Here is a 13,120-nt window from a genome sequence, read left to right as displayed (position 1 = left end):
AAGCAAACAGGCAAAACCTCTAACAGCTGTATTACCTAAACTCTGTATGGGACATTTATTCGAGGTAATACCACTCTGACGGAGTGCCCGCGGCACCGCCTGCCCGGCGTGAGGGCAGTTCTGTACTGTTCTCAAAAAACAAAAAATAATGCCTATTTGCTAAACGGCAAATAGGCATTATTCTCACAAAGATTGATTTACACTGCCCCTTGGAAAATCTACATTACATATACCGAACATTAATGTCCGCCATGTTCAATAAAATATCCAAAGACAGCATTTTGAATTATTGGACCTAAAAAATCAATTCATCTTGGAATAAAGGTGAACATTAATTCGAACTGGTCTCAGGATAGCTGTACAGAAAGACATCCTGCTCCGTAATGGCATTATAGACCTTGAATACGAATGTCGCTTTCCAAGTCTGCTGTTTCAAACGAGTCACAGCACGCTCACACGCAGCTTTGACCTTTGCATCACACTCCGCAGCAGGACCTTCCATTTCGAAAATTTGAGTAGTTATTCCCAACTCATCATAAAAGATCCCTTGGATTGCAGACATTTCATCCCACGGCAGTTCAGTACCACTCGAGCTGATGCTGAATGAATCGAACCCGGCCGAATAGATCATTTGATCGTTAGTTTCTTCCGAGCAACTTACAAAACCTGCACACAGCAAAACTGCCATGGTCATCAACACATAACGGAATTTCCGCAATTGTTTCATAATCATCTGTATTTGGTTGTTTAATTAAAATGTTTCACTAAAAAAGACGCAATGCTGTAAACCTGTATGTATTTTAATAACCACATACAATCGCTCACCAAAAAATACCCATTTTCAGCATCTCATCCGGATTTTTCCGCTGCAAATTTACACAAAGCCTCATACCCACCAAACTGTCATATTTATAAAAACATTAAAAACTATAAATACGCACCTTTTGTGGTATCTGCTGTATAATATATTAATCACTCTTAACAGGCTTCACTACTTGGATATACAACCTTCAAACAAGCACTAAAATACCGTTACATCTATTCAGTCCAAACAATGTCATAGTAAAACATCATACACAATGAGAAAAACATATTACGCAACACCCCCATTACCTATCTAAACGGGCCGATTTTTCAGACACACAACATACATAACGGCAGTATTCAATGAGAAAAATATACATACTTATAAATAGCAATATAAATTCCATACAAAGTGATTATATAAATTATTTAAACTTTAACTTTCTAAGATAGAATACCAAACACATAGCAAAATTAGCCTTTGAGTACCCTCCAAAGCCTAACCACACGTTTCAAGAAAGCCACACAATATCGCCCCCGAAATACAAGTTAATAGAATAAAAATAGCCCACAGAATGTTATAAGTAACAACACGATATAATATTAACCCCAGCCCCCTACTTCCCCCACCTGTCATGACATCGAGAAAACACGCCAACCCGAACACTAATCTCACACAGAATTAGTATCTTTACGCAGATTTACAGATAAATGAAAAAGACTATTTCAATCAATCTCAGCGACCACCCCTTCGTGATCGACGAAGACGCATACGATATACTTGCCGGCTATCTATATCAACTGGAGCGACGCCACGTTTCAGAGTCAGAAATGGCCGACATCGAGAGCCGGCTGGCACAATGGTTCCAATCCAACGGAGCCCAAATCATCAACCAGCTGGCTGTACGACAAGCAATCAAGCAGATCGGGAACCCCGATCGCTTCGGACGCACGACGTTCGATTCAGACATGACGGGCCGATTCGACAAAAAACCGGCCAAACGTCTTTATCGCAGTCGCAACGACCGAATGATCGGCGGTGTTTGTGGCGGACTGGCAGCCTATTTCGACATCGACAGCACGGCTGTTCGCTTGGCATTTCTGCTGTTGATACTCTTTGCCGGAGGCGGCATCATGATTTACTTGATTCTGTGGCTCCTTGTCCCCCAACATCCACTGACATTTTGGGGTAACAAATCCTGAGGCCCTCTGCCCTGCCTTAAATCAAAAAATCACATCTCCACCATCAAGACCCAATGAATTAGGCCAAAACGCATGAAAAGGTTTCTCTCACTCGACGTATTCCGCGGCATGACCATTCTATTGATGATCGTCCTGAACAACCAGACAGGCGGAACGGTGTTCGCCCCGCTGGTACACAGCGCGTGGGACGGAATTACACTGGCAGACATGGCCTTTCCGTTTTTCCTTTTCATTATGGGAGCCGCCATGTGGTTCTCCACCCACCGTCACGATGACTACGGCATGAACACCAGCCGTTCACGCGCGAAACATATCGGTCACATCCTGCGCCGCACCTTAATTCTCTTCGCTGTCGGTCTGTTGCTCAACTGGATCCCCTTCGACACTGCTTTCGCCAATGTGAGAATTCCCGGCGTACTGCAACGCATCGCACTAGCCTACCTGTTTGCTTCACTATTGACACTCTACTTCTCGAGTGTACGATCAGTCATTCTGACCAGTATCATACTGCTAAGCGGATATTGGTTCCTGCTCGACTCCATGGATACCGACATCGTCGGACGAGTAGACGTGGCTCTGCTTGGCTCTGCCCACCTGTGGACCCCCACATTCGACCCCGAAGGGCTGCTCAGCACTATTCCGTCCATTGCCAGCGTACTGATCGGGTACCTGGCCGGACGTGCCATGGATCAGCCCAACAGCGCCAGCGGCGGTATCAGCACACTGATGATCATCGGCGTACTGCTGGGCATTTCCGGCGCCCTTTTCGGCATGGTCTCCCCCATGAACAAACAACTCTGGACCCCGAGCTACGTACTGTTCACGTCCGGAGCCGCCATGGTCGTCTGGAGCCTTCTCTCCTTCATCATCGAATACATGCAGGCCCAAAAATGGTGTGAGTTTTTCACCATTGCCGGCACAAATTCGCTGTTCATATACAGTTTGTCAATGATTTTGGCCAAGATGTTCGCCATTTGGGGCGTCACGCAGGCCGTATTCGGATTCTACCAAAGCTACATGCTGCCCGATACCATTGCGTCACTGCTGTGGTCACTCACTATGGTCATCGTCTGCTGGCTGATTACCTGGCCGCTCTATCGGATGCGCATCTTCATTTCCGCCTAACCTACCCGTTACACCATGAAAATCATACCCTCCTGCACCCTGCTGCTGACCACGACAGCCCTGACGGCCGCAGCAGCCGAACGCAATCAGCGTCCCAACATCATCTTCTTTCTGGTCGACGACATGGGATGGCAAGACACCTCGCTGCCCTTCTGGAAAGACACGACCGACCTGAATCGGAAGTATCACACCCCCAACATGGAGCGGCTGGCCGCCATCGGTACGAAGTTCACCGATGCCTATGCCTGCCCCGTCAGCTCCCCCTCGCGCATCAGCCTTATCACCGGAACCAACGTCGCCCAGCACCAGGTATCGAATTGGACGCTCAACAAAAATCAGGCAACCGACTCACGCAGCGACTCCCTGACCTTCGGCCACTGGAACTACAACGGTACCTCACCTGTTCCCGGCATCGAAAACGCCTTCTACGCCACGCCGTTGGCTCAGATATTCAAAGACAACGGATACACCACCCTGTTCGTTGGAAAAGCTCACTTCGGCGCACTCGGCACCCCGGCCGAAGATCCACTGACACTCGGCTTCGAGCGAAACATCGCCGGACATGCAGCCGGCGCCATGGGCAGCTACCTCGGCGAAGAGAACTACGGAAACCATCCGGCAGGAAGCTACACCGCCCCCTGGGGAGTCCCCAACCTGGAGAAATACCACGGTTCCGACACCTTCCTGACCGAAGCGTTGACCCTGGAAGCCGCCAAACTAATCGACAGCTCGGCCAGCGTCGGCAAGCCTTTCTTCCTTTACATGGGCCACTATGCCGTACACGCCCCTTACAAAGCCGACAAACGGTTCATACAAAAATACCGCGACCGCGGCCTTTCGGAGACCGAAGCGCAATATGCCGCCATTGTCGAGGGGATGGACAAGAGCCTGGGCGACCTGATGGATCTGGTCGAAAAACGCGGCATTGCCGACAACACCATTATCATCTTCATGTCGGATAACGGCGGGTACAGCGTCGGCGTTCGCGACGACAAATCGAACGCCCCGCTACGCGGCGGCAAAGGCGCCTGCTACGAAGGCGGCATCCGCGAACCGATGATCGTCTACTGGCCCGGCGTCACCGAGAGCGGCACAGTCAATTCGACGCCGGTTATCATCGAAGACTTCTACCCCACCCTGTTGGCCATGGCCGGCATTCGCGACTACACCACCGTCCAGCAGATCGACGGTCAGGACTTTACCCCCGCGCTGACCAAAGGCGGCGGCAAAAAGTCGATCTGGCAAAATCGACCGCTCATTTTCCACTACCCCAACAGCTGGGGTGAACGCCGCGGCGACGTCGGCGTTCCGTCGAGCGCCATCCGCATGGGCGACTGGAAACTGGTTCATCTCTACGAATCGGGACGCAACGAGCTTTACAACCTGCGCGACGACATCTCGGAACAACACGACCTGTTGCAGGAGGCTTCGCCGAAATACAAAAAGATCGAAGCCCGTCTGGCCAAAGTCCTGAGCGACCATCTGCGCCATTACAACGCCAACATGCCGATCCGCAAATCGACCGGTCAGCAGGCTGCCTATCCGGACGAGGTACTATAAACACTCACGGCATGTAATCCACACAACAGCCGGTCTGACAACACCCTGCACAAGAACACAATCGCGCAGACGTAATGACCCGGTATAAACCAACAGAGAGAGGCGAATTCCTTTCGGGGAATTCGCCTCTCTCTGTTTTGACATGCGCCCCATACAGAGGCAAAAGGCTTAGAAATTCTTGAGGGTATCGATCAGGAAGTCGTAGAAGCGTACCACCGATGCGATCTCAACCTTTTCGTCCGGCGAGTGAGGATAACGCAGCGTCGGACCAACGGAAATCATATCCAGCTGCGGATATTTGGCTCCGATAATACCGCATTCCAATCCGGCATGGATCGCCTTGACGGCCGGTGTCTTGCCGAAGAGTTTTTCGTACCCTTCTTTCATCACGTGCAGAATACGGGAATCGGGATTCGGTGCCCAACCGTCGTAATCGCCCTGAGCTTCGATACGACCGCCGGCCAGCGTCACTACCGATTCGATCATGGCCACCACCTGGGGTTTGCCGTAGTTGACCATGCAGCGAACCATGAAGAGCAGTTGAGCCTTGCCTCCCGTCATTTCGATACGCGACATATTGGTGGAGGTTTCAACCAGGCCCGGTACCGTATCGCTCATGCGCATGATACCGTTCGGCATGGCCGTCAGAGCCGCGATAAAACGGGTCTGGAAGTCGCGCGAAGCCACGATTGTGGGCGCAGCGACACGCTTGACTCCGAATTTGATGCTGTCTTCGACATGGGCGAATTCACGTTGCAGCGTCACGCAGAATGCCGTGGCAGCCTGTTCGAACGCTTCGGTCTGTGCCACGGGTACCGCTACGACCGCTTTGGCTTCACGCGGAATGGCGTTGCGCAATCCACCGGCGTCGATCGTCGACAGCAGCACGTAGCTATTCTCACGCAGGAAGCGAGCCAGCAGTTTGTTGGCGTTGGCACGCTGCAGGATGATTTCCAGCCCGGAGTGTCCACCTTTAAGGCCCGAGAGCGACACTTCGTAGCCAACGTGATCGTCGGGCGTCGCCTCCTCCTTGTATTCAAAATTGGCCGTAACGTTCACGGCACCAGCGCACCCAACGTAGAGTTCGCCTTCGTCTTCCGAGTCGAGATTGATCAGCACACTCCCCTTGAGCATGTTGGTGGCCAGCTGGTTGGCGCCGGTCAGACCGGTCTCTTCGTCGACCGTAAAGAGGCATTCGAGAGCCGGATGAGCCACGTCGTTCGATTCGAGGATGGCCAGCATCGCACTGACTCCCATCCCGTCGTCGGCCCCCAGCGTCGTACCGCGAGCGGTCACCCATTCACCATCCACATAGGGTTCGATGGGGTCGGTTTCGAAATTGAATTTCAGATCGCTGTTTTTCTGAGGCACCATATCCATATGGGCCTGAAGGATCACTCCGGGACGATCTTCATAACCGGCCGTGGCAGCCTTGCGCACAACGATATTACCCACCGTGTCCTGCTGATATTCGAGTCCGTGTTCATCGGCAAACGAGATGATATACGCACGCAGTTTCTCTTCGTGCTTCGAAGGGTGCGGTATCGAGCACACTTTGGCAAACTGTTTCCACAGTGCCTTCGGTTCGAGTTCTGTGATTTCTTTCATAGTATGGATTAGAATTTGAGGTGTTTTTCAGTTCCAGACTGTCGTTCCGACGAGCTGAACGACACTTTTTGTTCGGTGCCGCGGTAACGCACCGTAACGGTCTCGGGCGAGTTTTCGCAGGCGCGAATCACCGCTTCGGCAAGTTTGCCGTTTTCCCACACCATATCAACCGTATAACCGCCGCGAGCATGGAGACCACGAACTTTGCCCTGGGGCCATGCGGCAGGCAGGGCGGGCAGCAGATCGATAACCGGTTCGAGCACCGTGCCGGTATGGGACTGAAGCAACATTTCGGTCACGCCCGACACATAGCCCATATTCCCGTCCATTTGATACGGCGGGTGGGCGCAGAAGAGGTTCGAGTAGGAGCCGCCTCCAGTGGCCATATTTGTGGCCACTCCGCCGGCGGGGCGCAGCACACGGCGACTCATCGTATAGGCATGGTCTCCGTCCTGCAGACGTGCCCAGAAGTTGATCTTCCAGGCCAGCGACCAGCCGGTTCCATCATCGCCGCGATAGACCAACGTTTTGCGAGCGGCTTCGGCCAGTCTCGGGTCGGTTTGCGGCGCAATTTGACGCCCGGGATGGAGGGCGAAGAGGTGCGATACGTGACGGTGATTGTCCTGCGGATCATCGAGGTCAGCTTTCCACTCCTGCAACTGACCATAGCGACCGATCTTCAGCGGCGAGAGCCGTTGGCGTACCATCGCAACACTGTCGATAAAGGCACGGTCGGCATCGGGCAGCACCCGGTCGGCTTCGAGAATATTGGTAAAGAGGTCCCAGGCGATCTCCTGGTCCATCGTGGCGCCGGCCGAGATGGCTCCGTGCTCGGGCGAATAGGAGGGCGAGCTGACCAGCGTGCTGTCGCGCGGATCGACGCTCAGGTAGTCGAACCAGAAGTGGGCCAGCTCCTTCATCACGGGATATGCCACGCTGCGCAGGTAGGCAGTGTCGGGATAGAAGGCGAACTGTTCCCACAGGTGCTGGGCCAGCCACGAGGCCGAGTTGGGGGCGTACCCCCAGTTGAATTCCCATCCGGGAGCGGTATAGCCCAGCGGATTGTTCATCGTATGGACACTCCAACCGCGGGCGTTGAAGAACTCACGCGCGGTCACCCGGCCGGGTTCACGCAGCGAGAGGATATAGTCGATCAGCGGCCGGTTCACTTCGGGCAGTCCGGTGAGCGGCGCCGGCCAGTAGATCATTTGCAGGTTGATGTTCATGTGATAGTCGCAGGCCCACGGCGGATTGGCCGAGTTGTTCCACTTGCCCTGTAGATGGGCCGGAAGGGTTCCCGGACGCGAGCTGGAGATCAGCAGGTAGCGTCCCCATTGGAAAAAGAGTGCTTCAAGCGCGGGGTCGTAGGCTCCCATGCCGTATTGCAACTGCCGTTCCGAGGTCATAAAGTCGGTCTGACTGTTGGTGCCGAGTTCCAACGACACACGATCGAACAAAGAACGATAGTCGCGGATATGCTCGGCCTTCAGCGAATCGTAGCTGTTCCCCTTCAACGCGGCCAACACCTGTTTATTCTGAGCCTCAGGATCGTTGCCGCGATAGTCAGGATAGCTGTTCCTGTACTCCGTGGCGGCTGTCAGATATACCTCTATATAGTGTGCCCCTTCGACCTTGACGGCCGGAGCCGTTTTGGGGGTCGAAACGAATTTACCGTCAGTCAACACCTGCACGACGGCTTCGAAGCCGAGTTTATTTCCGGCCAAACGTCCCTCGAGAGTCAACTGTCCGGAAGCGGTGCGGCGGATCGTGACATCCTTGTGGGGCGTAGCCAGCGCTACTTCGTACCCGCAACCGGTCGGCGCTGTATTGCTGTAACGAGCTACAACGACCCGCTTCGGATAGGATGCCCAGTATTCGGTGGAGTAATCGACCGTCCCCCGACGATAATTTACACCTCCGACAGCCTGCGCGATATCGAGTTCGCGACGATAATCGGATACGGTATCGGTGTCCGCTCCCGTGGGAAGCGTCCGCACCAGCACCTCGCCGAAAGTCTGCTGCGCTCCGTAGTCCCCGAACGAGGGGCCACCGGGATAGGTCTTGCTACCGTCGATGCGACCGGTCAGTTGACTGTTGGCCAACGCATAGGCTTTATCCAACTGTCCCGAATCGAGCAAGGCCCGCACCGGAGCCAGATATTTCCAGGCCCCTATCTTGTTGCCGCCGTCATACGTTCCACCCGTTTCGGGCCCCCCTTCCCAAAGGCTCTCCTCAGAAAACTGAATAACATCCTCCATCGGTGTTCCGAAAAACATTGCGCCCATATATCCGTTTCCGATGGGCAGCGCTTCGGTCATCCAGTCCTTTGCAGGTCGGTCGTAAGTCAATTTCAACGGTACGGCCGCTTCGACAGAAAGGGGTGCCAACCCTATCGTCGCCACGGCTAAAAAAGTCAAAGTTTTGTGCTTCATGAGTTTGGTTAGTATTGTACGTCAGTCAAAAAAAGTCCGTGTGCAGGAGCCTGAGCACTGGCCTCGGCCCGTGCCCGACTCTCAATGATCGTGCAAAACTGTGGAGGGGTCATTTTACCCCGTCCGACATCGACCAGCGTCCCGACGATGGCCCGGACCATACCCCGAAGAAAACGGTCGGCCGCTATCGTAAAGATCAGCCGGCTGCCTTCGGTCTGCCAGTTGGCTCCGTAAATCGTGCAGATATTGGTGCGATTATCCGAATGGAGTTTGGCAAAGGAGGTAAAATCTTCGTACCGCATCAGTGATACCGCAGCGGTCTGCATGGCATCCACGTCGAGCGGCTGGGTGATCTGCCAGGCCGTTCCGGTCGCAAAGGGATCCTTAACGGTCGTGATATAATATTTGTACTCCCGACGCCGGGCATCGAACCGGGCATGGCGATCGTCCGGGACAGCATATATCCGTCGTACGGCAATATCTTTGGGCAATACGCAATTCAGATGATAGACAAACTCGGGAGCCAGCACCCGCCCGGGGTCGACCTGCGTATCGAGATGCGCCACGGCAAATGCCGCGTGGACTCCGGTATCGGTCCGTCCCGCTCCGACAATCTCGTGGGGAGCACCAAGCAACATGGAGAGTCCTTTTTCCAGAGTTTCCTGAACCGAAGGGGCATTGGGCTGACGCTGCCAGCCGTTGTAAGCGGCTCCGTTATAAGCCAGTTCGATGAAATATCTTGCCATAATCAAAAACGATCGGTCGTAAATGGAACGTGCAAGATAGCCAAAAAAATCGAGAAAAAATCACCGCCCGCCCGAGGGGAAGCAATTCAAAATGACGGAATATTTGTAAAATCAGGGAAAATTCTTACCTTTGCACGCCCCATAAAGTATGGGAATGGGTCACAACTAACACAGTATTAACACACAAACACGTAGAAAAGTGGAGTCATTAAGCTACAAAACCATCTCTGTCAACGCTGAGACCGCCAACAAAGAGTGGTACCTCATCGACGCGACAGACGCAGCGCTGGGCCGGCTCGCTTCGCAGGTAGCCAAAATCCTGCGCGGTAAGAACAAACCCAGCTACACTCCCCACGTTGACTGCGGTGACAACGTCATCATCATCAACGCCGACAAAGTACGTCTCACGGGGAAAAAGATGACCGATAAGGTTTACACCCGCCACACCGGCTATCCGGGCGGCCAACGCTATGCCACCCCCGCCGATTACCTGGCCAAGAAACCGACCTTCCTCATCGAAAAAGCAGTCAAAGGGATGTTGCCCAAAAACCGTCTCGGAGCGGCTATCCTCGGCAACCTGAAAGTCTATGCAGGCGCAGAACACCCGCATACGGCACAAAGCCCCAAAACCATCAAATTAAACGAAATTAAATAATGAGTCAAGAAGTTGTAAACGCCGTAGGCCGCAGAAAAGCCGCCGTTGCACGCGTATACCTGACCGCAGGTGGAAGCGGCAACATCACGATCAACGACCGTCCGCTCGAAACCTACTTCCCGCTGGAGATCTTCCAATTCGTTGTTAAACAACCGCTGATGGTGACCAACCTCACCGAAGGCGTGGACATCAAGATCAACCTCACCGGCGGCGGTATCAAAGGACAGGCCGAAGCTGCACGCCTCGGGATTTCGCGCTGCCTGATCGAAATGGACGCAGAGCTTCGCCCCGAACTGAAAAAACACGGCTTCCTTACCCGCGACGCACGCGTCGTAGAACGTAAGAAACCGGGTCGTCCGGGCGCACGCAAACGCTTCCAGTTCAGCAAACGTTAATCCTACGCGACCTACGCACCATCCTCATCGCACAGCCTATGTTACCGGCCCCTCTGTAGGCCCAAACGAACGCAGACTACCCATACAGTACTACCGCTTCGTTGCATAAGCTGCGGAAAACCCGAGAGGACTGCCGATCTCTGCGTGATGCAGACACGACACTACCCCACGGGTGACGAAAGAGTTAAAACAGATTTTTAAAAATCAAAACAATGCCAAGAACAGATTTCAATCAACTTTTAGAGGCAGGCGTACACTTCGGACACCTCAAACGGAAGTGGAACCCCAAAATGGCTCCCTATATCTTCATGGAAAAGAACGGGATCCATATCATCGACCTCCACAAAACCGTGGTGAAACTCGACGAAGCCGCCGCCGCACTCAAACAAATAGCAAAATCGGGACGCAAAGTCCTGTTCGTTGCCACCAAAAAACAAGCTAAAGAGATCGTATCCGAAAAAGTAGCTTCGGTGGCAATGCCCTACGTAACCGAACGCTGGCCCGGCGGTATGCTGACCAACTTCCCCACCATCCGCAAAGCGGTGAAGAAGATGGCTACCATCGACAAACTCAGCAACGACGGCACGTTCGACAACTTCAGCAAACGCGAAAAACTGCAAATCGCTCGCCAGCGCGCCAAACTGGAAAAGAACCTCGGTTCGATCGCCGACCTGACCCGTCTGCCGGCCGCCCTGTTCGTCATCGACGTACAGAAGGAAGCCAACGCCGTGAAAGAGGCCAAACGCCTGAACATCCCGGTGTTCGCCATGGTTGATACTTGCTGTGACCCCACCAACATCGACTACGTGATCCCGGCCAACGACGACGCATCGAAATCGATCGCAGTCATCCTCGACACCGTAACCGCAGCTATCCAGGAAGGTCTCGCTGAACGCAAGGTGGAAAAAGAAAAAGAGGCAGCCGAAGCCGCTAAAAACACTGCCGCAGCTAAAAAAGAAGCACGTCCCCGCACGCGCAAAGCTGCCGACAGCGAAGGCGAAGCAGTAGCCGAAACCGAAGCAGAAACAGCTTCCGAAACCGCAGCTGAATAAGCGACCATACAACTTACATTGACAGCGTCAGCGTGCCGGGAGTCTGTTGCAATAAACGACACTCACGGCACGTTACGTATATAACCAATAACCCTTTAGAAAGGACACAACCCATGGAAATCAAAGCCGCAGACGTAGCCAAATTACGTAAAATGACCGGCGCAGGCATGATGGACTGCAAAAAAGCACTGACCGAAGCCAACGGCGACTTCGACCGCGCCCAAGACATCATCCGCGAAAAAGGTAAACTCGTTGCCAGCAAACGCGCCGACCGCGAAGCTACCGAAGGCGTTGTTGCCGCTCGCCTGACCGACGGTGACACCAAAGGATACATGATCTGCCTGGCCTGCGAAACCGACTTCGTGGCCAAAAACGAAGAGTTCATCAAAACCGTGAACGAAATGCTCGACATCGCCGTGAAAAACGACGTTGCCGACCTCGATTCGCTCAAAGCCCTCAAAGTAGGCAACCAGACCGTCGAAGAGATGGTAACCGAAAAATCGGGCCAGACCGGCGAAAAAATCGAACTCTCGTTCTACGCCAAAATCGAAGCCACTCAGTGCGCCAGCTACGTTCACATGAACAACAAACTCGGTACCCTGGTAGGTTTCAACGCCCAGATCCCCGCTGAAGTTGCCCACGACGTAGCCATGCAGGCTGCCGCCATGGCCCCCATCTCGATCAGCAAAGACGACTGCCCCGCCGACATCCTCGAAAAAGAACGTGAAATCGGTCGCGAACAGGCTCGTCTCGAAGGCAAGCCCGAAGCCATGCTCGACAAAATCGCCGAAGGTAAAGTGGGTAAATTCCTCAAAGAATCTACCCTGCTGAACCAGGCTCTGGTGAAAGACAACAAACTCACCGTTGCCCAGTTCATCAAAAACGCCAACCCCGAAGCAACCGTCGTAGCCTACAAACGCTTCTCGCTGAACGACTAATTCTCATCGGGCGGTACAATCCCTTGCGCCGCTCGAAACCTTTGAAAGCCGTTCTTTCCGCACATGGAAAGAACGGCTTTTTTCGTTACCTTTGTTTTTCCAAAGCGAAACCATGGCAGAACAACTGAACCTCCCACAGACCAACGACCGCAAAGCACGCTACACTGCTCTGCTCCCCCAGATCGAGGCGCTCGTAGCCGCAGAAACCGATCCGATTGCCAACATGGCCAACACGGCCGCCGCGCTGCGCGAAGCCTTCGGTTTTTTCTGGGTCGGGTTTTATCGCGTGATCGGTGACCGGCTGGTGCTCGGTCCCTTTCAAGGGTCGCTGGCCTGCACACGGATCGGCCACGGCAAAGGAGTATGCGGAACAGCCTGGGCACAGCGCAAAAGCCAACTCGTTCCCGACGTCGATGCCTTTCCCGGCCATATTGCCTGTAGTTCCGCCTCACGGTCCGAGATTGTCATCCCCATCTTTGCTCCCAGCGGAGAAGTGCTCGGTGTCCTCGACATTGACAGCGACCGCCTCGACGACTTTTCCGAAGAAGACCTCACACAACTGGAAACCCTGATGGAACGAATCGGAGCAAAACTGTTCTAAG

General features: G+C 53.6%; 12 protein-coding genes. 8 read left to right on the top strand and 4 right to left on the bottom strand.

Annotated features, from left to right (window positions below; translation table 11 throughout):
- Positions 1-331: 331 nt before the first annotated feature.
- On the bottom strand, positions 332-727 hold the full coding sequence (locus tag BQ5379_RS01285; protein ID WP_205408184.1) for a hypothetical protein: 396 nt from the start codon (positions 725-727) through the stop codon (positions 332-334).
- Between the two features lie 788 nt (positions 728-1,515).
- On the opposite strand from BQ5379_RS01285, the gene BQ5379_RS01280 reads away from it, so the two are divergent.
- The 3 genes from BQ5379_RS01280 to BQ5379_RS01270 all read left to right on the top strand — a co-directional run bounded on the left by BQ5379_RS01280 (position 1,516) and on the right by BQ5379_RS01270 (position 4,692).
- Positions 1,516-2,007 carry a PspC domain-containing protein gene (locus tag BQ5379_RS01280; protein ID WP_071133758.1) on the top strand — a complete coding sequence of 164 codons (492 nt, stop codon included), beginning with the start codon at positions 1,516-1,518 and terminating at the stop codon, positions 2,005-2,007.
- 72 nt (positions 2,008-2,079) lie between these two features.
- Positions 2,080-3,132 (top strand): acyltransferase family protein, encoded by a 1,053-nt coding sequence (locus BQ5379_RS01275; RefSeq protein WP_071133757.1) that lies wholly within the window; start codon positions 2,080-2,082, stop codon positions 3,130-3,132.
- Between the two features lie 15 nt (positions 3,133-3,147).
- A complete protein-coding gene (locus tag BQ5379_RS01270) occupies positions 3,148-4,692 on the top strand; it encodes a sulfatase (protein ID WP_071133756.1) in 1,545 nt (514 codons plus the stop codon).
- 168 nt (positions 4,693-4,860) lie between these two features.
- On the opposite strand, the gene BQ5379_RS01265 is transcribed toward BQ5379_RS01270, so the two are convergent.
- The 3 genes from BQ5379_RS01265 to truA are packed head-to-tail and all read right to left on the bottom strand — an operon-like array spanning position 4,861 to position 9,478.
- Positions 4,861-6,300 (bottom strand): aminoacyl-histidine dipeptidase, encoded by a 1,440-nt coding sequence (locus tag BQ5379_RS01265; protein ID WP_071133755.1) that lies wholly within the window; start codon positions 6,298-6,300, stop codon positions 4,861-4,863.
- Positions 6,301-6,308: 8 nt separating this feature from the next.
- Positions 6,309-8,732, bottom strand: a complete 2,424-nt coding sequence (locus BQ5379_RS01260; protein ID WP_071133754.1) for a glycoside hydrolase family 95 protein — start codon at positions 8,730-8,732, stop codon at positions 6,309-6,311.
- An 8-nt stretch (positions 8,733-8,740) separates the two neighbouring features.
- Positions 8,741-9,478, bottom strand: a complete 738-nt coding sequence (gene truA, locus BQ5379_RS01255; protein ID WP_071133753.1) for a tRNA pseudouridine(38-40) synthase TruA — start codon at positions 9,476-9,478, stop codon at positions 8,741-8,743.
- Positions 9,479-9,677: 199 nt separating this feature from the next.
- Here truA and rplM point away from each other — a divergent pair, with 199 nt between their 5' ends.
- The 5 genes from rplM (at position 9,678) to BQ5379_RS01230 (ending at position 13,119) form a co-directional block, all read left to right on the top strand.
- Positions 9,678-10,133: a 50S ribosomal protein L13 gene (gene rplM / locus BQ5379_RS01250; protein WP_071133752.1), complete on the top strand. Its 456-nt coding sequence runs from the start codon at positions 9,678-9,680 to the stop codon at positions 10,131-10,133.
- Positions 10,133-10,528 (top strand): 30S ribosomal protein S9, encoded by a 396-nt coding sequence (rpsI, locus tag BQ5379_RS01245; RefSeq protein ID WP_071133751.1) that lies wholly within the window; start codon positions 10,133-10,135, stop codon positions 10,526-10,528. Before rplM ends, rpsI begins: the two co-directional genes overlap by 1 nt.
- Positions 10,529-10,740: 212 nt before the next feature.
- On the top strand, positions 10,741-11,580 hold the full coding sequence (gene rpsB / locus BQ5379_RS01240) for a 30S ribosomal protein S2 (RefSeq protein ID WP_071133750.1): 840 nt from the start codon (positions 10,741-10,743) through the stop codon (positions 11,578-11,580).
- A gap of 113 nt (positions 11,581-11,693) precedes the next feature.
- Positions 11,694-12,518: a translation elongation factor Ts gene (gene tsf, locus BQ5379_RS01235; protein WP_071133749.1), complete on the top strand. Its 825-nt coding sequence runs from the start codon at positions 11,694-11,696 to the stop codon at positions 12,516-12,518.
- Between the two features lie 112 nt (positions 12,519-12,630).
- On the top strand, positions 12,631-13,119 hold the full coding sequence (locus BQ5379_RS01230; protein ID WP_071135492.1) for a GAF domain-containing protein: 489 nt from the start codon (positions 12,631-12,633) through the stop codon (positions 13,117-13,119).
- The last annotated feature ends 1 nt before the right edge of the window (position 13,120 follow it).

The sequence above is a fragment of the Millionella massiliensis genome (genome assembly GCF_900104655.1).
In the GTDB taxonomy this organism is placed as follows: Bacteria; Bacteroidota; Bacteroidia; order Bacteroidales; family Rikenellaceae; genus Rikenella; species Rikenella massiliensis.
Note: the sequence above shows the minus strand (reverse complement) of the source record. Positions and strands in the feature narration are given on the sequence as shown.

What these genes read in the sequence shown, in the direction of transcription:
- BQ5379_RS01230 (WP_071135492.1), top strand. Translation starts at nt 12,631, where the DNA reads ATGGCAGAACAACTGAACCTCCCACAGACCAACGACCGCAAAGCACGC.
- BQ5379_RS01285 (WP_205408184.1), bottom strand. Translation starts at nt 727, where the DNA reads ATGAAACAATTGCGGAAATTCCGTTATGTGTTGATGACCATGGCAGTT.
- BQ5379_RS01280 (WP_071133758.1), top strand. Translation starts at nt 1,516, where the DNA reads ATGAAAAAGACTATTTCAATCAATCTCAGCGACCACCCCTTCGTGATC.
- BQ5379_RS01265 (WP_071133755.1), bottom strand. Translation starts at nt 6,300, where the DNA reads ATGAAAGAAATCACAGAACTCGAACCGAAGGCACTGTGGAAACAGTTT.
- BQ5379_RS01275 (WP_071133757.1), top strand. Translation starts at nt 2,080, where the DNA reads ATGAAAAGGTTTCTCTCACTCGACGTATTCCGCGGCATGACCATTCTA.
- truA (WP_071133753.1), bottom strand. Translation starts at nt 9,478, where the DNA reads ATGGCAAGATATTTCATCGAACTGGCTTATAACGGAGCCGCTTACAAC.
- BQ5379_RS01260 (WP_071133754.1), bottom strand. Translation starts at nt 8,732, where the DNA reads ATGAAGCACAAAACTTTGACTTTTTTAGCCGTGGCGACGATAGGGTTG.
- tsf (WP_071133749.1), top strand. Translation starts at nt 11,694, where the DNA reads ATGGAAATCAAAGCCGCAGACGTAGCCAAATTACGTAAAATGACCGGC.
- rpsB (WP_071133750.1), top strand. Translation starts at nt 10,741, where the DNA reads ATGCCAAGAACAGATTTCAATCAACTTTTAGAGGCAGGCGTACACTTC.
- rpsI (WP_071133751.1), top strand. Translation starts at nt 10,133, where the DNA reads ATGAGTCAAGAAGTTGTAAACGCCGTAGGCCGCAGAAAAGCCGCCGTT.
- BQ5379_RS01270 (WP_071133756.1), top strand. Translation starts at nt 3,148, where the DNA reads ATGAAAATCATACCCTCCTGCACCCTGCTGCTGACCACGACAGCCCTG.